We start from the raw sequence: 20,008 nt of genomic DNA, 5'->3' as shown, positions 1-20,008 counted from the left end.
GAGGAGATCGGATTGAAATTCATCATAAAATGTCTCCCTGTCTTCATTCTCGGGGTCATTCTTTTTGTCCCATCCGCTTTGGCTGACAACACGGTCAAAAGGATCGGCGGAAGCACCCGGTATGATACGGCTGTACAGGCGGCAAAACAATCATGGAGCGAAGCAAAAACGGTTATTATCACCGGCGGGACTTCATATGCCGATGCGATTGCTGCTGCGCCGCTTTCATATCAAAAAAATGCGCCGCTGCTGTTTACCAATAAAGATCAGCTGTCTGCCGGCACAAAAAAGGGATTAATTGATTTAAAAACGAAAAATGTGATTATCGTAGGCGGCACACCTGCCGTTTCGAAAAATACCGAGAATCAAATTGCTAAATTAGGCATCAGCGTCAAACGTTTATCAGGAAGCACGAGATATGCCACAGCCGCAAAAGTGGCGGGTGAAATGACAAGATCTTCTACAGCCTTAGTGGTAAACGGGTTTGTTGATGCAGATGGAATGGCTGCGATTTCTTATGCATCCGCGAAAAAATATCCGATTTTATTCACCAATGATTCAACACTGAATGGATCCACGTCAAATGCGATCAAAAGCCTGGGGATTAAAAATACGATTGTCATCGGCGGCACCGGCAGCATCAGCAGCTCACTTTACAATAAGCTGCCGAATCCTTCAAGAGTCAGCGGCAAAAACCGCTATAACCTGTCTGTGAATCTTGCGAAAAAGACAGGCCTCAGCACAGGCTATACGTTTGTTACCAATGGTTTTAAAGAGCCGGATACCATCGTCGCAGGCGTTTTAAGTGCCAAACAGGGAAGAGTTCACCTTATGACGAATGGGGACAGTCTGTCAAAGGACGTCCGGACGTATATCGGAAGTAAACGCATCACCAGCTTCACCGTCATAGGGAGTGCATCATCTTTAAGCAACAATGCGGCATCGCAGCTTAAAAATCCAGTTGTCGGCAAAACGGTCTTTATTGATCCGGGACACGGCTACCAGGATTCAGGAGCAACGGGCAATGGCCTGCTTGAAAAAAATGTGAACCTTGATATCGCAACACGCCTAAACAATCAATTATACGGTGCGGGTGCGCTTACTGTAATGTCGAGGACAGGCGACACCTTTGATTCGCTTGAGGAGAGAGTGAGCAAAGGGGCGAAGGCGAACGCCGATATTTTCATCAGCGTTCATGCAAACGCGAATGATAACAGCAGTGCAAACGGTACGGAGACATATTATGATCCAACCTACCAATCCGCAAACAGTCTGAGACTTGCCCAAAATATTCAGCCGAGAATGGTTTCTGCTCTCGGCACGCGTGACCGCAGTGTGAAAACTGCCGGATTTTACGTCATTAAGTATTCTAAAATGCCGAGTGTCTTGTTAGAAACCGGTTTTGTCACAAGCCCGATTGATGCCAATATTTTAAAACAATCAACGAAAAAGGACAGACTCGCGGCGGGGATCACCCAAGGCGTTTCCTCCTATTTCAGATAGTATTTTCCATTTAAAACAGACCGATTCATACCGGTCTGTTTTTTTATTTTTCATTATGGTTTGACTCAAATATGGATATGAATAGATTTACAATAAAAAAACAATAATCGAAACATTCTAATAAACATTAACGTTTCCTTTACTTCCAATTAACATCCATCTGCTAAACTCACGGCATAGGTCATCAAACATCCCAACAAATCGTGAGGTGTGTGTCAGTGGGAGCAGAGAAAAGCATGAATGTAAATAATAACTATGCAGTGCGGCAGGGGACTTCCGCTGCCGTAACGGAAAGAACGGCCCGTTATTTGGCTTTTAAGCGATTCATGGATATTGTGTTTGCGCTTGCGGGGCTTTTGGCGGCGCTTCCGATAATAGGCCTGTTCTCCATACTGATTCGTTTGGAGTCGCCCGGCCCGGCTTTTTATAAGCAGGAGCGGGTAGGCAAAGACGGGAAGCCGTTTTATTTGTATAAGCTCCGCTCTATGAAAATAGATGCTGAAAAATCGGGTGCGGTCTGGGCGCTGAAAAAGGATCCCCGCGTGACAAAGGTCGGCGCTTTTATCAGAAGGACCCGTATTGATGAGCTGCCGCAGCTGGTAAATGTGCTTCGGGGAGAAATGAGCCTGATCGGCCCGCGCCCCGAACGGCCCGTGTTTACGGAACAGTTTCAGGCAGAAATCCCGGGATTTACGGAGCGGCTGGCTGTTAAGCCGGGATTAAGCGGCTGGGCGCAGGTCAATGGGGGATATGACATGACACCGAGGGAAAAGCTGATGTTTGACTTATACTATATCCGCAACCTGACCTTTTCATTGGAACTGAAGATTATGCTCAAAACGTGCAAAGTAATCTGGACCGGTGACGGGGCACGATAAAAATTCTGGTCAGCAGACAAAAAGTAGGGAAAACGATGCCTAGTATTACAAATCAAATTTTGAGCGGCGCCAAATGGACAAGTATTTCGACAGCGTGTATTACGGTCATTCAAATCGTTCAATTCGCCCTGCTCGGGCGGGTCATGTCACTGGCTGAATTTGGCCTTGTCGGCATGATCACAACGGTAGCGGTGTTTGCCCAAATTGCGCTTGATATGGGGTTTGGCGCCGCGCTCATTCAAAAAGATCATGTCACTGAAAAACAGATGTCTTCCTTGTACTGGCTGAATATCATAACGGGGCTTGCACTGTTTGCGCTGCTGTTTTTCAGCAGCCCGCTCATTGCTGATTTTTATCAGCGGGAGGAGCTTGACTATTTAGTCCGCGTGCTGGCCGTCATGTTTTTAATCGCACCGATCGGTCAGCAATATCAGTATATGCTGCAAAAAGCGCTGGCATTTAACACGTTAAGCAAAATTGAAATCTTTTCAAATGTGCTGTCCTTCGTTTACTTGGCGGCTGCGGTTTTTTATACGGACCCGATTCTCGCGTATGTGATTTCCCAGGTGCTGCTGCAATCGTCGAAAGGGCTTCTGTACTGGATGGCCTGCAGAAAAACATGGCGTCCGTCGTTCGTTTTTGATCTGAAGGGAATGAAAGGCTTCTTTTCTTTCGGAGCCTTTCAGCTGTCTTCCCGGCTTGTGAACCGGCTCGGGGCGAATATTGATATGATTCTGATCGGCAGTTTTATCGGCGCCGAGGCCCTTGGCATTTATAATCTGGCCTATCAGATAGTCACGCTTCCGGTATTAAAAATTAATCCGATCATTACAAGAGTCGCATTTCCCGTCTTTGCGAAAAACAAGCATGAAAACAGCGCCATCAGAGAAGGCTTTCTCAATATGACCAAAATGCTCGCGCTGATATCTTTTCCGCTTTTGCTCGGTTTGGTTTCAGTGTCGGATGCATTCGTGGCTTCGGTATTCGGAGAAAAATGGCTGGCGGCTGTCCCGGTCTTAAATGTTCTCGCCATTGTCGGGATTTTAAGGGTCCTGATGAACCCGAACGGATCTGTGCTGCTGGCAAAAGGGCGGGCCGATCTGGCGTTTTATTGGGACGCCGGGGTGATGCTGCTGTATGGTGCATCATTGTACGCCGCCGTGCTGTCCGGAAATCTCTTGACGGTAGCCTGGACGTACGCATTCATCAGCATCTTGAATTTCCTGATCGGCCGCTGGCTGTTGGCATATGTCATTAAGCTGCGGCTGTCGGCTTACTTCAAAGCCGTGGCCAAACCGTTTCTGCTTACGGCGGCGATGGGTGTCATCGCCTTTACAGCCAGCCTCGGAACGGAGCGGATCAGCCTTAATGTAAAGCTGCGTCTGGCGATCTCAGTAGCCTGCGGCGCATTGTGTTATTTATTTCTTTTAATCAAAGCTTATCCGCAGATGAAAAGTAAATTAAGAAAAGGGCGTTTGCTATGAAGGTATTATGGATGACAAGTGTCTATCCGAGCAGTGAAAAGCCGGGGGAAGGTGTTTTTCATGAAACACAGGCGCAAGAACTGAGAAAGCTTGGCGCGGAGATGACCGTCATCTGTCCGCGGCCGAAACTCGCCGCGCCATTCCGGCTGCTGAAAAAGACATATCGGCAAAAGGATATAAGGCCTGCACATGAATGGCGGAAAGGCGTGTCCGTACACCGGCCGTTTTATCAGGCGGTCCCCGGGCAGCTGAAATGGGCGCAGCCCCATAAAAGAATGGCGGCATCGGTTCTTTCTGCGATCAAAAAGAACGGTCTGAAGCCTGACCTGATTCACGCGCATTTCGCCATGCCGTCAGGCGGAGCGGCCGCCATTGTGTCAAAGGCCCTGGGAATTCCGTATGTCCTGACCTTGCATGGCAGTGATGTTAATGTCTATCCGCATTACAGCAAAAGCGCTCATCGCGCATTCACATTTGCGGTGCTGGAGGCTGCCGATATTTATGCCGTCAGCGGCAGTCTGCGGGAACAAATGAAGAAGCTGAGCGCAGCGGATTGCAGCGTGCTTCCGATCGGCATCACGCTTGACGCCTTCCAAAAAAGAAACGAGACGAAAGAAGCCATCAGAAAACGGCTCGGCCTTCCTACGGATAAAAAGCTGATCGTATTCATCGGCAGGCTTGTCAAAGAGAAAGGCGTTTTCGACTTATCAAAAGCCGTTCAGTCATTGGATGAAAGATTTGAAGCCGTCTTTGTCGGTGACGGGCCCGCCGCATCCTCATTGCGGGAAGCCGCTCACATCGTCACGGGGCAAGTGCCGAATGACAAGATACAGGACTATCTGCTGGCGTCGGATATCATGGCCCTGCCGTCTTACAGTGAAGGCATGCCGACTGTGGTCATTGAGGCGCTTGCTCTGAAGGTGCCGGTGATCTGCACTGATGTCGGAGGAGCGGCTTCTTTATTCGGTAAACACCGGGGGCTGCTGATCAGACCGGGTTCACCCGAAACGCTGGCGGAATCCATCCTGCAATATGAAAAAGGAGAGGCATGGACAACGCAAACAGCCGAAGAACTTTATCAAACCGTCCGCACGTATTTTGACGCAAGCCAAAACGCAAAAGCGCTGAAAGAGAAATACCGGACCGTCATGAACCGGGCCGGGCAAGAGGAGAACCTTTCGAAAGAGGGATGAAGCTGTGAAAAAAATCGCTGTATTAGGAACAGGGTATGTAGGTCTTGTATCTGGAACTTGTTTTGCGGAAATCGGCCATCATGTGACTTGCTGTGATATCAATGAAGCGAAAATCAGAAGCCTGCAAAACGGAGTCATCCCGATATATGAACCGGGGCTTGAGGAATTAGCTGAAAAAAACGTCAGTGCCGGGCGTTTGTCCTTTACGGCAGAGATTGGGCCGGCTGTGAAAGCCGCTGATATCATCTATATTGCCGTCGGTACACCGATGTCAAAGACGGGTGAAGCCGATTTGACCTATATCAAGGCCGCGGCGCAAACAATCGGGGAACAGCTGAACGGATACAAAATCATTGTCAGCAAAAGCACCGTTCCGGTCGGGACGGGAAAGCTCGTTTACCAAATCATCAGCGAAGCGTCGAAGGGGAAATATCCGTTTGATGTCGCGTCAAATCCTGAATTTCTCCGCGAAGGCTCGGCGGTGCGGGATACGATGCAGATGGAGCGGGCGGTCATCGGCGCCACAAGCGAACATGCCGCTTCGGTTATTGAAGAGCTTCACAAGCCGTTCCGTACGAAGATCGTGAAGACCAATCTTGAAAGCGCGGAAATGATTAAGTATGCCGCAAATGCTTTTTTAGCCGCCAAAATATCTTTTATTAACGATATCGCAAATATTTGCGAACGTGTCGGCGCGGACATTTCTCACGTGTCAGAAGGCGTCGGCCTTGACAGCCGGATCGGGAATAAATTTCTCCAGGCGGGCATCGGGTTCGGCGGGTCCTGCTTTCCGAAAGATACAACGGCTTTATTGCATATCGCAAACAGCGCCGGATATCCGTTTCAAATGATGGAAGCCGTCATAGAAACCAATCAGAAGCAGCGGGTTCTAATAACGGAAAAATTAAACCGCGCCATCGGTTCTGTAAAAGGGAAAACCGTAGCCGTACTGGGGCTGGCCTTTAAACCGCACACAAATGACGTCCGCTCCGCCCCGGCTCTTGATATCATTCCGCGTCTTAAAGAGCAGGGCGCTCACGTAAAAGCGTATGATCCGATCGCGATTCCCGAAGCGTCTGCGGCATTAGGAAACGGCGGCATTGACTATTACACAGAGCTGTACAGCGCCATCAAAAATGCGGATGCATGCCTGATTACAACCGATTGGCCGGAAGTCAAGGAAATGGATCTTCAGAGGGCGAAGCAGCTGCTCAAACAGCCGGTCATCATTGACGGCAGAAATATGTTCCCGCTGGAATATATGCGGGTTTCAGGATTCACTTATCATTCCGTCGGACGTCCGGCGGTTCATGCCGATCGGCAAATAAAAGAACTGGCAAGATAGAAAAAGATTTGTCTTCAGGCTCTCGGCAGCCCGGCTCGGCTGCCGGTTTTGGAAAGGGGTTTGCCATGTGATTATCAAACGTTCAGCGGCACATGTTCTTGTGCTGCTTGCCGCTGTCATTACAGGAGGATTTATCATGGTGGAGGCGGTCAGGACGGATGCCGGCTTCGGAAAAATCACCGTGCTGCTGCTTGCCGCCATGATCGGGATTGCCGGTCTTGCTTTGCTATCCGCCTTTACCGCAAACGGTCAGATGTTTATGGGGCTCATTTATGTCTTGATCGCGTGTACATTTTTAAATCAGGCCTTCTTTGCGATCCATCTCGGATTTTTCAGCTTATTTATATACCGGCTGTTATTAATCGGGGCGGGTGCTCTTCACATCGCCGGCATCCTGACAAACCGTCATCATATTGACAGATGGAATCGGGTGAATGTAAAAGGCATCCTGATGTTCTTCGCCTTATGGTTTACATACGGTCTCATATCGTTATTGTGGGCAAAATCCGTGACGTACGGGATCAAATATTTAGCATTAATGGCGATGGGCATGTTTCTGATTTATCTCATCGTCATGTTTATTCAGCGCTTTGATCAGCTGATGGTTTTTTACGGCATATGGCTTGTGATGACCATTTTTGTGATGGCGATCGGCTTTTACAACCATTTTACTCACCATCAACTGCCGAGCTCTACGCTTTATAACGGGCCGCAATACAAACAGCATTATCCGACGTCCGTTTTCTTTAATCAAAATGATTTTGCGACGTTTTTGTGCATCAGTTTCTTTCTGTACGCGGCGGCGGTGAAAAATGTGAAAAACGGCTATGTAAAAGCCGTCAGCCTGCTCTTTGCGATCAGCGCTTTGTATTTAATCATGTTGACCGGTTCACGCGCGAGCCTGCTGGGCATATGCGCGGGGGCGGCTGTATACGTCTTTATCCTGCTGCCTTCTCTGCTGAAAAAACTCGCGCTGTACGCAGCGGGAGCGGGTGCTGCGCTGTTTGCGGTTTTATTTGCGGGCCGTATCACAAATGCCGTCTTGAATCTGTTTTCAGCTCCGCAGGCGATGCCGGGACAGCACCCGCTTCCATCGAACCTCGCGCGGGCGAATCTTTTAAAGAACGCCTTTTACTACGTGATTGATTCCTGGGGGTTCGGAGTGGGTGCCGGAAACGTCTCGTACTATTTAAAAGCCGAGCCCGTTTATGATACGGGCGGCGTAGTTGAGGTGCACAACTGGCTCGTCGAGATTATGGCGAACTTCGGCGTGCTTGCGATGCTCGGCTATCTGACAGTCTATTTGTACCTTTTTTGGACACTTTATAAATGCCATGAAAGAAAATCGGAAAATCAGTCAAGACTGATCACAGAAGGACTCATCACGGCAATGGCCGGTTTTTTGGTAAGCAGCATCAGCCCAAGCTCCGTATCAAATTTATTTTTCCACTGGGTATTTCTCTCACTCGTGATTGCGGCGGTCAATATTCTGAGGCGTTTACAAAAGGAGCCTGCCGTTACGGCGTACTATGAAAAACAGGGAGATGCGAGATGAAGGATATGTTGACAAGAATAATCCGGCGTATCAAAAAGAATATCATTTGGATCATTGCGGGGCCCGTTGTGCTAGGGGCGGCGGGTTATCTATTGCCGTCAAAAATCACCGGAAGCAGCAGTTTCACATCGGAAGCTGCGATTGCCGCCGGAAACTATGATCATCCGCTTTATAACAACACAAAAGAAATTCCGCTCCTTTTGACGAGCGATGCTTTTTTAAAACAGGCTCTGCCTGACAAAACAGACGAAGAAAGGACGGCCGTGAAAAGTAAACTGACTGTCGAAACACAATCAGATTCATTGATCACGGTCAGCTACAGCGGCCAAAACAAGCAGGAGACCGAATCAGTGTTTCAAGCCGTCATGAAGACTTTTCTGAAGAATGATCAGGAACTGTTTGAGAAACGGGCAAAAGTGGTCCGGCAGAGCATTGATGCACTTGAAGGAGAAACCGTCAGCGCGGATGCCAAAGTGGATAAGGAACGATTTTTATACGAATTGAAAAATACACAGCTGAACCTAAAATCAGCCGCCGTCATCAATTCAGAGCCGGTGAGTGAAACGGCGGGACAAGGCATGCCGCCGAAAAAGAAAGCGGTTCTGGGTGTTTTGATCGGCATTGCAGTTGCATTTATGTTCATTGTCATTCCTGAGTTTTTTAGAGAGTCCTTTTAAAAATCTGCGATGGAGATGTGACCATGACAAACTGGAAACCTTTCGTATCTGTCATTACACCGTCTTATAATGCAAGTGAATATATCGAAGACACGATTCAATCCGTTTTACATCAAAGCCATCCGCATTGGGAAATGATCATTGCGGATGATTGTTCAACGGACGGAACGAGAGATATTTTACGGCAATATGAACAAAAGGATGAGCGGATCCGCGTCGTTTATTTAGACGAGAACAAGGGAGCCGCGGCTGCCAGAAATACAGCCCTCGAGCATGCCGAGGGGCGTTATGTCGCATTTTTGGACAGCGATGACAGATGGAAGAAGGAAAAGCTTCAGAAACAGCTGGCGTTTATGTCAGAGCGGTCCTGCGCCTTTTCATTCACGGGCTACAGCGTCATGGAGCAGGACGGAACGCCGACGGATAAAACGATTCAAGCGCCTGAAAGCCTGTCATATGATGAAGCTTTAAAAAACACGATTATCGGATGTTTAACGGTCATGATTGACAGAGAGCAGACGGGGCAGATTCAAATGCCTGATATCAGAACGCGGCAGGATTTGGCGACTTGGCTTTCCCTGCTGAAAAGGGGAATTACAGCTTACGGTCTGAATGAGTGCCTTTCAGAATACAGACTTGTGCAGAATTCGATTTCAAGCAACAAGTGGAAAGCCGCCAAAAAAACATGGTTTGTCTATAGAGAAATTGAGCGCCTGCACTTTATCAAGGCTTCATGGTGTTTTATGCAATATGCGAAAAACGCGGTCATGAAAAGGCTGTAGGCGTCAGAGGGGCTGGGTGATGAAGGTGGAACCGATTGTTCACGTAATCGTCGGAGCGGCGGAATGGGGTCATGACCGGCTGAGATACAGACGGCACCGGCTGGCTGAATTTCTCGCACGGCAAAAAGAAACGAAAAGCGTCATTTGGGTATGTCCGTCTCCGCGCGCAAATGACGGACAGATGACCGGAATTTCCGAGGGAATCCGGCAGTTCGCGGTAAAGGATCTCTTCCGGCAAAAAGCATTCCGATTCGGCAGGTATACAGATATGTGTTACAGGCATAAGCTTTCACCGTTGCTGGCCGTGCTGAAGGAAGAAGGAGAAGGTGCCCGCTGCTGCTTATGGTACACCTTTCCCGGTTTTCCGCTTCTATCAGATCTTTACCCTTGGGATGAAGTGATTTACGATTGCAGCGATCTGTGGGCCGCTCCGATCAGCGGCCGTGCCGGTGTGCTGTCAAATGTAAGAAGAAACATCATTAAACAGGCGGAAATGAGAATCATTCAGCGGGCGGATTCCATTACCTGCACATCTGACTTTCTGCACCGGGAGGTCGGAAAAAAGCTGGAGAATCCGCGCCAGAAAGTGTTCACCATTGAAAACGGAGTGGAATATGACCTGTTCTCACGGGAAAATCAACAGCCGGATGCAGACATTTTACGTGGAAGAAACGGAAACGTTCTCGGTTTTATCGGCGGAATCAAACCGAAGCTTGATTTCGCGCTTTTGGCGGAAACGGCAGATTTACGGCCGGACTGGACGATTTTATTGGTAGGCCCGAACACGGCTCAGGATGACCCGGATTTCAAGTCGCTTCTGGAGCGCCCGAATGTTATCTGGACGGGACCCGCCGCGCCGAATGAAGTGCCGTCCTATATGCAGCTCGTCGACATCGGCATTATGCCTTATAAAAATTCTCCTTATAATGACGCGGTATTTCCGCTCAAGCTTTTTGAATTTTTAGCTGCCGGGAAACCGGTTGTCGGGTGCAACCTTACTTCTACGGCAAAAATCAAAAGGCCTTTCGTTTATGAATACGTTGAAGGCAGCGACCCTGCAGATTTCATCGCGGCCTGTGACGCTCTGCTGGCATCGGAACGGAGCGGATCATATGAGACGTTGCGCCGTGAATTGGCCCGGAGACGGGATTGGAACGTTTTATTCGGCCGAATGCTCGAATGCACGGGTATATTGAAAAATGCGCAATCCCATTAAAAGGGAAAGCGTATTTTTTGATTTACGTGTTTCTTTTTGATGATGCTTGTTATAATAACTAGTAAGAATTATAATGGAAGGAACGGTTCAATATCAGAAAAGACTTCATATAATTCCAAAGGAGACTTCTTTATGCTTGACGAACGCATGTTTCGCATAGTTGTTGCGTTTTTTGTCTCTCTGCTAACGGTTTTAATCCTAACTCCTATCGTGAAAAAAATTGCGATCAAAATAGGTGCAGTTGACCAGCCCAGCAACCGAAAAGTACATGATAAAATAATGCCCCGTATGGGCGGATTGGCTATCTTTATCGGCGTAGCGGCAGGGGTGCTCGCGGCCGGCATATATAATGAAACGAAGATGACTGCTATCACGGTGGGCGCGTTTATTATTGTTATTTTAGGAATCCTTGATGATAAATACCAATTAAGCGCAAAGGTAAAGTTTTTCGTCCAGTTAGCCGTGGCCATTATGATTGTGAGCACGGGACTGAAAATGGACTTTTTCTCCGTGCCGTTTTTAACGGAACGTTTAGAATTGGGATGGATCGCTTACCCGCTGACTGTGTTATGGATCGTCGGTATCACGAACGCGATGAACCTGATAGACGGTTTGGACGGACTCGCTGCGGGCCTGTCAGTCATCGGACTGTCCACCATCGCAGTAATGGCGTTATCCGGAGGCAAAATCCTGATTCTGTCACTTTCTCTCGTAGTGATAGGAAGCACACTCGGATTTTTATTTTATAATTTTCACCCGGCAAAAATATTTATGGGAGATACCGGATCGCTCTTTCTCGGATACGTCATCTCAGTACTCTCATTATTAGGTCTTTATAAAAGCGTTACTTTATTCAGTATCATCATTCCGATCATTATTTTGGGCGTGCCGATTTTTGATACGACATTCGCTGTCATCAGGCGGATTTTAAACAAACAGCCGATCTCGGCGCCTGATAAGTCACATATACACCACCGGCTGATGGCCTTCGGGCTTTCACACCGTACGGCTGTCATCATCATTTATTTAATCGGCTTTATTTTCAGCATCAGTGCAATCCTGCTGAAAAGCGCGACCATATGGCTTTCGCTGTTTATTATTTTTATATTGATTGTATTTATGCAAATCATAGCAGAGGTCACAGGGTTAGTAAATGAACAATTTAAACCATTTACCAAGTTTTACAAGAGATTGGTAAAGAAAAATTAAAAAGAGCAGATCATGCGAATGGTCTGCTTTTTTATGGATTCTTCTATTCTCTTATTATATAGAAAAACCCGATCCTTCTCAAAGGATCGGGTTTGCTGTTACTAGCCTTAATAGCCTGTTGTGCCGTTTGAATTTGTGCTGCCGGACTGTGTGCTGTCCGTTCCGTTTGCATCTGGAGTACCGCTGGTTGAATCGGTTGTGCCGCCGGTTCCCGTGCTGCCGGAAGTCGAATCAGTCGTGCCGTCGTCTGTTCCTGTGCTGCCGGAAGTTGAACCGGTCGTACTGTCCGTTCCGGTGCTGTCAGAAGCAGAATCGGCCGCGGTGCCGCTTCCGGACGGGTAATCTAAATGTTTCTGCAAGGTTTGCCGTACTTTTTCGAGATTGGCCGGATCCGGTTGGAAATAATACGTTCCGCCCGTAGATGCGGTTCCGCCGCCGCCTAAATATAAATCTGATCCTGTAATGGACAGTGTATCAATCTTTTTGCTGGTAAAGCCGCTGTAAATCTGCTGAAGAGCGAGCCCTTCAGTGATTCGGATGTTCGTTTGTACATTATTGCTCGCTGTTTCAGCGATTTTATCGATTTTAGCAATATTTCCAGCCTTAGACATTTGGTCGATCAGAGCATTGAGGATTTGCTTTTGACGGTCATTCCGGCCGAAGTCTCCGCGCTTATCCTGCTTTCTCATCCGCGCGTAAGCCAGAGCCTGCTCACCGTTCAAATGCATGTTTCCTTTCTTGAAGTAAATCCGTTTCTTTTTACTGACGTCACTCATTTCGTCGAAGTCAAACGGCACTTTTACATTGACTCCGCCGACTTCATCAATAACATCCTTAAATCCGTTAAAATCCACAGTGACATACTTATCAATCGGAATGTCTAACAAGTCCTCTACGGTCGCCACGGTTTCATCCGCTCCGCCCTTAGCAAAAGCCGCATTGATTTTTGATTTTTTACCGGTTGTGTCGCCGGCAAGCGTCACCCGCGTATCACGCGGAATACTCAGCATTTTCATTGTTTTATTTCTCGGATCAAGGGTAACGACAATAAGAGAATCTGATCGTCCGCCTTTTCCGCTAGTGGCATAATTTTCGATCCCCATAAACAAAATGGAGAACGGTTTTTTCTTCATATCTATGACTTCATCCCGAAGCTTTGATTTATCTCCGCGGGAAAGGGCATCATATGCATTATCTGCCGCATTGATCGTTTTGTATACTTTGTACCCGCCGACCCCGGCAGCGACTAACAAAACGAGGGTAAGCAGCAGCAAAATCCGTTTGAAAATAATCTTTCGTTTGCTTTTCTTTTTCTTTCGAACACGCACTCTTACACGTTCAGCCATTACATTAGTCTCCTTTAGGGCTGACGTCTGTTTCTAAATACGTCAGTTCTCCCTCTGTATTCTTACTCTTGCCGTTCGTCAGTTCTGTCATCCATTTTATAAACTCGTCTTTGTCTTTTTCTTCAACGTACGTTTCAAATTCGACGTGATCTGCATAATGGATATCCTTCAGTAAAAAAACTGACTCCCTCAATTCATTCTCTATCTTGCCGAGCCACGTATAATCCGCCGATGTATGCATAATCCGCATCAGCTTCCGCTCCGTAACCCCTATATGATTTAACCCCTCAGACACTGACTTCCCGTATGCACGAATCAATCCGCCTGCTCCGAGCTTTATTCCGCCGAAATACCGGGTAACCACCGCACAGGTATCTTTCAGGCCGCGTTTTTTCAGCACTTCCAGCATGGGTACGCCTGCTGTGCCGCTTGGTTCTCCGTCATCATTCGCCTTTTGTATATGATCCGTTTCTCCGATCAGATAAGCTGAGCAGTTATGAGTCGCATTCCAGTGCTGTTTTTTTATCTTTTGTATAAATTCCTGCGCTTCCTCTTCAGAAGCAGCACGGCTCAGGTGGCAGATAAAACGTGATTTTTCAATCACAATCTCGTGTTCACCCGTTTCTTTAACAGTTAAATAGCTGTGCAGCATGATTGCTGGACCCTCCTGACAAGCATTAAAAGACTTGTTTCTACAAATTCGAACAGACTTTAGAATTTTTGCGCATATTTTGGTATCATGAAAGAGTAAGATACTATATAAAAATGTTTTTTTCTAGAATATACGCATTCTTTCATTATAATTCGACATAAATTGCAGTTCAATTACATTTATAATAAAAATACATAACAACACCGTTACGGAGGGAGACTGATGAATAAATCGAAGATGGACTCCAAAGTTTTGGATTCTATACTCATGAAAATGCTGAAAACCGTGGACGGGAGCAAAGACGAGGTTTTTCAAATCGGAGAGCAGTCGCGCCAGCAATATGAGCAGCTGGTCGAAGAACTTAAACAGATCAAACAGCAGGTCTACGAAGTGATTGAGCTGGGCGACAAACTTGAAGTTCATACTCGGCACGCAAGAAACCGTTTGTCTGAAGTAAGCAGGAATTTCCATAAGTTCAGCGAAGAAGAAATTCGCAACGCCTATGAAAAGGCGCACAAACTCCAAGTGGAACTGACGATGATTCAGCAGCGTGAAAAACAGCTGCGGGAGCGCAGGGATGATCTGGAACGCCGGCTTTTAGGGCTTCAGGAAATCATTGAACGGTCAGAATCATTGGTCAGCCAAATAACCGTCGTTCTGAATTACCTGAATCAAGACCTTCGCCAAGTAGGGCTTCTGCTTGCCGATGCGCAGGCTAAACAAGATTTCGGTTTAAGAATTATCGAAGCCCAAGAGGAAGAAAGAAAAAGAGTTTCCAGAGAAATTCATGACGGTCCCGCGCAAATGCTGGCAAATGTCATGATGAGATCAGAATTGATAGAACGGATCTTCCGCGACCGCGGCACGGAGGACGGCTTTCAGGAAATCAGAAATCTTCGGCAGAATGTGCGGAATGCCCTTTACGAAGTCAGAAGGATTATATATGATTTAAGACCGATGGCATTGGACGATTTAGGGCTGATTCCGACACTGAGAAAATATCTTTATACAACTGAAGAATACAACGGAAAGGTGAAAATACATTTTCAGTGTATCGGAGACACGGAGAACAAAAGGCTTGCCCCGCAATTTGAAGTGGCGCTTTTCCGTCTCGCTCAGGAAGCCGTCACAAATGCTCTCAAACATTCAGAATCAGAGGAAATTACGGTAAAAGTGGAAGTAACCGCTGATTTTGTCGTTCTTATCATTAAGGACAACGGAAAAGGCTTTGATATTAAGGAAGCTAAACAAAAGAAAAACAAGTCATTCGGCTTGCTGGGAATGAAAGAAAGAGTAGATCTGCTTGAAGGAACGATAACGATAGACTCTAAAATAGGTCTTGGGACATTTATCATGATTAAGGTTCCGTTATCTCTCGGCCTATAATTTGTTAAATAGAGCCAAAAGACATATTGACCGAACAGCGGCGTATATAGAACAATAGGATAAGGAGGCGTAGCGTGTGACTAAAGTAAATATTGTTATTATCGACGACCATCAACTATTCCGTGAGGGTGTAAAAAGAATATTGGATTTTGAACCTACCTTTGAAGTGGTAGCAGAAGGTGACGATGGAGATGAAGCGGCTCGTATCGTCGAGCATTATCATCCCGATGTCGTCATAATGGACATCAATATGCCGAATGTAAATGGAGTAGAGGCTACTAAACAGCTTGTTGAGCTGTACCCTGAATCTAAGGTGATTATCCTCTCCATCCATGATGATGAAAACTATGTGACCCATGCTTTAAAAACAGGCGCAAGAGGCTATCTCCTGAAAGAGATGGACGCGGATACTTTAATTGAGGCAGTGAAAGTAGTAGCCGAAGGCGGTTCGTACCTTCACCCGAAAGTAACCCACAATCTTGTCAACGAATTCCGACGTCTTGCGACAAGCGGAGTTTCCGCTCATCCTCAGCATGAGGTTTATCCGGAAATTCGGAGACCATTACATATATTAACGAGACGGGAATGTGAAGTGCTGCAAATGCTTGCAGACGGAAAAAGCAACCGCGGAATCGGTGAATCATTGTTTATCAGTGAGAAAACAGTGAAAAACCACGTGAGTAATATTTTGCAGAAAATGAACGTTAACGACCGGACACAAGCTGTTGTCGTAGCCATTAAAAACGGCTGGGTAGAGATGCGTTAGTCATGTATGAGAAGACTTGCCATAATAGGCAAGTCTTTTTTTATAGCTTCATATCTATTAAAATACTTATTAAGTACTTAATAAGGCAGGTAAAGTGATGAATATTGCAGTTGTAACAGACAGTACAGCATATATTCCGAAAGAGATGAGAGATGAACATCATATTCATATGATTCCTCTTCAAGTGGTTTTCGGTGAAAAAACATTCCGCGAAGAAACAGAGCTCGACTGGAGAAGCTTTTATAAAGAAGTGAAAAATCATGATGAGCTGCCGACTACGTCACAGCCTTCTTTCGGTGAATTGATTGCATTGTACGAAGAACTGGGCAAAACATATGATGCGGTCATAAGCATACACTTGTCCAGCGGAATCAGCGGAACTTATAACAGCGCCGCTTCGGCAAACGCTATGGTTGATAATATCGAAGTTTATCCGTTTGATTCAGAGATCAGCTGTTTGGCACAAGGTTTTTATGCATTAAAAGCTGCACAGCTTATTAAAGACGGTGTTGACTCTCCGGACGAGATTTTAAAAGAGCTGGAAGAAATGAAGAAAACAGTCCGTGCATACTTTATGGTTGATGATTTATCACATCTGCAGAGGGGCGGGCGCCTAAGCAGTGCTCAGGCTTTTATCGGCGGTCTGTTAAAGGTAAAGCCTATTCTTCATTTTGACAATAAGCTAATTGTTCCTTTTGAGAAGATTCGGACACGCAAAAAAGCGATTTCTAGAATTTTCGAGCTGTTTGGCGAGGATGCAAGTAAAGGAATCCCGATGCGGGCAGCTGTCATTCATGCAAACAGGGAGGAAGAAGCCGCGGATATTATTCAAGAATTAAGCGGTAAATACCCTCATGTCGAATTCTATAACAGCTATTTCGGTGCCGTGATCGGAACGCATTTGGGCGAAGGCGCCATCGGAATCGGCTGGTGCTTTAAAAACTAAGTGGAAATCTCCGTTTTCAAGGGCGGAGATTTTTTTGTTTTTTAATTTTCGGGATTCGACAAAAAAATTCCCGGCAGATATACTTTGAGCAGAAAGGAGGCAGAGAAATGTCCGAAGATGCTTCAGAATTTTCAGAGGTGCGGGATTTCTTTTACGGCAGGCATTTGTTGAGATCTGAGATACCGTTTTCAGATCAGCGTATCAATTCTTTTATAGAAAAAGAATATATAACGGCCGAGCCGTCTGTTATCCGCAGGAAAAACCGTTACGCCTGCCGCCGATGCGGCCAGTCTGACCAAGCCTGCTTTGCCGCATTCTGGGCGCCTTCTGCCAAAAGACATATTACCTATTGCCGTGCCTGTGTCGTAATGGGAAGGGCTGATGAACTGACGTCATTATATTCTTGGAATCAAACCTCAGAAAGCAGCTGGGAGCCTGTAAAGCTTGCTTGGGAAGGAACACTGACAGACGGACAGAAGCAGGCGGCCGGCGCGCTTATAAAAGCGATAAAAGATAAACAAGAACTGTTAGTGTGGGCGGTTTGCGGATCAGGGAAAACAGAGATGCTGTTTCCGGGTATAGAGTTTGCACTGAATCACGGATTGCGGGTCTGTGTCGCGACTCCGCGTACAGATGTTGTGCTTGAACTTCTGCCGAGACTGAAACAAGCATTTGAGAATGTTGAAGTTTCAGCTCTGTACGGCGGCAGTGAAGACAAAGGCAGTTTAACTCCGCTAATGATCTCAACCGCTCACCAGCTGATGCGATATCGGGACATTTTTGATGTCATGATAATAGATGAAGTGGATGCATTTCCTTTTTCAGCCGATGAGACATTAAGATTCGCGGTTGATAAAGCCAGAAAGAACAACAGCGCCCTTGTTTATGTAACGGCAACTCCTTCAGACGCATTAAAAAAGAAGGCTGAAGCCGGTTTGCTGAAAAGCGTCCGCATACCGGCCAGATATCATCGAAAACCTCTCCCGGAGCCGCGTTTTTTATGGTGCGGCAATTGGAAGAAGAAGCTTGAGAAAGGAAAACTGCCGCACTCAGTAACGGATTGGGTCCGGCAAAAACTTCAATCACGGCTGCCGGTTTTCTTATTCGTTCCGTCTGTACACGTATTGAAAAAGACAACGGATTATTTTCAGAAATTAAATATCCGCGCAGAAGGCGTACATGCGGAAGACACATTCAGAAAGGATAAAGTGAAACGGTTCAGAGACGGCCGGCTTGATCTGCTGGTAACAACTACGATTTTAGAAAGAGGAGTTACCGTACCTAAAGTTCAGACATGTGTCCTCGGCGCGGAAGCACCTATCTTTACTGAGAGCGCACTCGTGCAGATCGCAGGCAGAACGGGAAGGCACTATAAACATTTCAGCGGTGATGTCGTCATGTTTCATTTCGGAATGACAAACGGAATGAAAAAAGCAAAAAAACATATAGAACATATGAACAAATTGGCACAAAAAAGTAAATTGTTGGACTAGTTAATTTCAGAAAACGTGATACAGTATACTCATACTTTCCTATGAGGAGCTGTCAACATGCTTGTCAATTCTAAAGAAATCATATTAAAGGAACTTCTCGACCGCCATATGCCTCAGCTTCATATGAAATGCACATGCCGCGTATGCAAAAATGATGTACTGGCTCTTTCATTAAACCGGGCTGAACCGGCATATGTTACTGATAAAAAGAAAGTTGCTTATGCAAAAGCAGAGATGGTAGATAAACAGAAAAATACGGCGCTGCTTGTCATTCTGGCTGAATCAGCCTCGATTGTTTCAGTTAAACCAAGCGAGTTCTGTGAAAATCGGGAAGGAGCGTAATATCTCTGAATTGTTTATTGTGTGATTCACCAATTTCAAGTTCACTGACCTGGAGATCTCTATTTTCCCTTGCGCCGGAACAAGAGGTATGCAGCGCATGCAGCAATCAATTCGAAAAAATTGAAGGTCCCGTATGCTGTTTGTGCGGAAGGTCTCAGGAGTCAAATGAAAAATGCGCTGATTGCATGTTGCGGGAATCAAAAACGGAAAAGCGCTTTTTACTGCGGCAGAACCGTTCGGTATATTTGTATAATGATGCGATGAAGGATGCATTGACCCGGTTTAAATTTCGGGGTGATGCGAAAATCATTCAAGCATTTGAACGTGATTTTGCTGCCGGCTTTAAAGCGGCATACCCGTCAAATACACATACCCTCGTCCCTATTCCGCTGAGCGGCGAACGGCTGGCGGAACGCGGATTCAATCAATCCGAGCTGCTGGCCTCTCTGCTCGGAATGCCCGTCATTTACCCCCTCATCCGACTGAACAATGAAAAACAATCCAAAAAAAGCAAAACAGAAAGGCTCTCCGCAGAAAAAAAGTTTTCAGCTGCTGAAAACTCCGTCGAAGGTATGAACGTCATTTTAATAGACGATATTTATACGACGGGCGCCACACTGCATCAAGCTGCCGAAGCTCTGCTGACAGAAGGCAAAGCGTTATCGGTCTCCTCTTTTACTTTAATCAGGAGCTAAATCATTCATTTTTTCTGCCGATATAATTGATAGAAATATAAGGCAGATAAATGAAGGAATAGGAGTTAAAACGATGGGTGAATTGGCAAATTGTCCAAAATGCAATGCTTTATTTTTTAAAACGAACCTGCAGACCGTATGCCAGGCATGTATTAAAGAAGAAGAAAAAGCATTTGAAACCGTCTATAAATTTTTAAGAAAGCAGATCAACAGACAGTCGACGATGCAGCAGATTACTGAGGAAACAGGTGTGGAAGAAGAGCTGATCCTCAAGTTTATCAAACAAAAAAGGATTCAAATCAGCCATCTTCCGAATTTGGCATACCCTTGCGAAAGATGCGGAAATCCGATCAGGACGGGGAAATTCTGCAAGTCCTGTCAGACTGATATCGAGTCGCAATTAGATCATATGAACCAAAAAACAGCTGCTGAATTCAAAGAGAAAAATAGTACTAAAGACACATACTATGCCTATAATACCAAAAACACCTGATTCCCTAAACTAACTGATAACGCAGTCGATAAAAGAATTAGACTGCG

19 protein-coding genes are annotated in these 20,008 nt (G+C 46.2%); 17 read left to right on the top strand and 2 right to left on the bottom strand.

Features of this window, described 5'->3' with window-relative positions; translation table 11 throughout:
- Nucleotides 1-12 precede the first annotated feature (12 nt).
- The 10 genes from ABDB98_RS16920 (at nucleotide 13) to ABDB98_RS16875 (ending at nucleotide 11,842) form a co-directional block, all read left to right on the top strand.
- The gene (locus ABDB98_RS16920; RefSeq protein WP_060964133.1) at nucleotides 13-1,503 is read left to right on the top strand and encodes an N-acetylmuramoyl-L-alanine amidase; all 1,491 of its coding nucleotides are present in this window, start codon (nucleotides 13-15) and stop codon (nucleotides 1,501-1,503) included.
- Nucleotides 1,504-1,721: 218 nt separating this feature from the next.
- Entirely contained in the window at nucleotides 1,722-2,381 is a 660-nt protein-coding gene (locus ABDB98_RS16915; RefSeq protein ID WP_060964134.1) for an exopolysaccharide biosynthesis polyprenyl glycosylphosphotransferase, read from the top strand.
- 35 nt (nucleotides 2,382-2,416) lie between these two features.
- Complete coding sequence (gene tuaB, locus ABDB98_RS16910) at nucleotides 2,417-3,865, top strand: teichuronic acid biosynthesis protein TuaB (protein WP_438420758.1); 1,449 nt, start codon at nucleotides 2,417-2,419, stop codon at nucleotides 3,863-3,865.
- A complete protein-coding gene (tuaC, locus tag ABDB98_RS16905; protein WP_438420757.1) occupies nucleotides 3,862-5,058 on the top strand; it encodes a teichuronic acid biosynthesis protein TuaC in 1,197 nt (398 codons plus the stop codon). The genes tuaB and tuaC overlap by 4 nt, the downstream gene beginning before the upstream one ends.
- Nucleotides 5,059-5,062: 4 nt before the next feature.
- A complete protein-coding gene (gene tuaD, locus ABDB98_RS16900) occupies nucleotides 5,063-6,403 on the top strand; it encodes a UDP-glucose 6-dehydrogenase TuaD (protein WP_438420756.1) in 1,341 nt (446 codons plus the stop codon).
- A 67-nt stretch (nucleotides 6,404-6,470) separates the two neighbouring features.
- Nucleotides 6,471-7,958, top strand: coding sequence for a teichuronic acid biosynthesis protein TuaE (gene tuaE / locus ABDB98_RS16895; protein ID WP_438420755.1), 1,488 nt, complete (start codon nucleotides 6,471-6,473; stop codon nucleotides 7,956-7,958).
- Nucleotides 7,955-8,635: a teichuronic acid biosynthesis protein TuaF gene (tuaF, locus tag ABDB98_RS16890; RefSeq protein WP_438420754.1), complete on the top strand. Its 681-nt coding sequence runs from the start codon at nucleotides 7,955-7,957 to the stop codon at nucleotides 8,633-8,635. Before tuaE ends, tuaF begins: the two co-directional genes overlap by 4 nt.
- A 23-nt stretch (nucleotides 8,636-8,658) precedes the next feature.
- On the top strand, nucleotides 8,659-9,417 hold the full coding sequence (gene tuaG, locus ABDB98_RS16885; RefSeq protein ID WP_438420753.1) for a teichuronic acid biosynthesis protein TuaG: 759 nt from the start codon (nucleotides 8,659-8,661) through the stop codon (nucleotides 9,415-9,417).
- Nucleotides 9,418-9,436: 19 nt separating this feature from the next.
- Nucleotides 9,437-10,633: a teichuronic acid biosynthesis protein TuaH gene (gene tuaH, locus ABDB98_RS16880; protein ID WP_438420752.1), complete on the top strand. Its 1,197-nt coding sequence runs from the start codon at nucleotides 9,437-9,439 to the stop codon at nucleotides 10,631-10,633.
- A gap of 132 nt (nucleotides 10,634-10,765) precedes the next feature.
- Complete coding sequence (locus ABDB98_RS16875) at nucleotides 10,766-11,842, top strand: glycosyltransferase family 4 protein (RefSeq protein WP_438420750.1); 1,077 nt, start codon at nucleotides 10,766-10,768, stop codon at nucleotides 11,840-11,842.
- 107 nt (nucleotides 11,843-11,949) lie between these two features.
- On the opposite strand, the gene ABDB98_RS16870 is transcribed toward ABDB98_RS16875, so the two are convergent.
- The gene (locus ABDB98_RS16870; protein ID WP_438420749.1) at nucleotides 11,950-13,188 is read right to left on the bottom strand and encodes an LCP family protein; all 1,239 of its coding nucleotides are present in this window, start codon (nucleotides 13,186-13,188) and stop codon (nucleotides 11,950-11,952) included.
- A gap of 4 nt (nucleotides 13,189-13,192) precedes the next feature.
- Nucleotides 13,193-13,840, bottom strand: coding sequence for a YigZ family protein (locus ABDB98_RS16865; RefSeq protein WP_007614107.1), 648 nt, complete (start codon nucleotides 13,838-13,840; stop codon nucleotides 13,193-13,195).
- Nucleotides 13,841-14,062: 222 nt separating this feature from the next.
- Between ABDB98_RS16865 and degS the strand changes: the two genes are divergently transcribed.
- The 7 genes from degS (at nucleotide 14,063) to ABDB98_RS16830 (ending at nucleotide 19,961) form a co-directional block, all read left to right on the top strand.
- Entirely contained in the window at nucleotides 14,063-15,226 is a 1,164-nt protein-coding gene (gene degS / locus ABDB98_RS16860) for a two-component sensor histidine kinase DegS (protein ID WP_047475788.1), read from the top strand.
- Nucleotides 15,227-15,302: 76 nt separating this feature from the next.
- On the top strand, nucleotides 15,303-15,992 hold the full coding sequence (gene degU / locus ABDB98_RS16855) for a two-component system response regulator DegU (RefSeq protein WP_003219701.1): 690 nt from the start codon (nucleotides 15,303-15,305) through the stop codon (nucleotides 15,990-15,992).
- Nucleotides 15,993-16,089: 97 nt separating this feature from the next.
- On the top strand, nucleotides 16,090-16,938 hold the full coding sequence (locus ABDB98_RS16850) for a DegV family protein (RefSeq protein ID WP_438420748.1): 849 nt from the start codon (nucleotides 16,090-16,092) through the stop codon (nucleotides 16,936-16,938).
- A gap of 107 nt (nucleotides 16,939-17,045) precedes the next feature.
- The gene (locus tag ABDB98_RS16845) at nucleotides 17,046-18,431 is read left to right on the top strand and encodes a DEAD/DEAH box helicase (RefSeq protein WP_438420747.1); all 1,386 of its coding nucleotides are present in this window, start codon (nucleotides 17,046-17,048) and stop codon (nucleotides 18,429-18,431) included.
- A 57-nt stretch (nucleotides 18,432-18,488) separates the two neighbouring features.
- The gene (locus ABDB98_RS16840) at nucleotides 18,489-18,773 is read left to right on the top strand and encodes a late competence development ComFB family protein (protein WP_438420746.1); all 285 of its coding nucleotides are present in this window, start codon (nucleotides 18,489-18,491) and stop codon (nucleotides 18,771-18,773) included.
- A gap of 5 nt (nucleotides 18,774-18,778) precedes the next feature.
- On the top strand, nucleotides 18,779-19,468 hold the full coding sequence (locus ABDB98_RS16835; RefSeq protein WP_438422166.1) for a phosphoribosyltransferase family protein: 690 nt from the start codon (nucleotides 18,779-18,781) through the stop codon (nucleotides 19,466-19,468).
- 73 nt (nucleotides 19,469-19,541) lie between these two features.
- The gene (locus ABDB98_RS16830; RefSeq protein WP_438420745.1) at nucleotides 19,542-19,961 is read left to right on the top strand and encodes a TIGR03826 family flagellar region protein; all 420 of its coding nucleotides are present in this window, start codon (nucleotides 19,542-19,544) and stop codon (nucleotides 19,959-19,961) included.
- The last annotated feature ends 47 nt before the right edge of the window (nucleotides 19,962-20,008 follow it).

The organism is Bacillus siamensis (assembly GCF_051628075.1).
Lineage (GTDB): Bacteria > Bacillota > Bacilli > Bacillales > Bacillaceae > Bacillus > Bacillus siamensis.
This window is presented reverse-complemented; position numbering and strand designations above follow the sequence as displayed.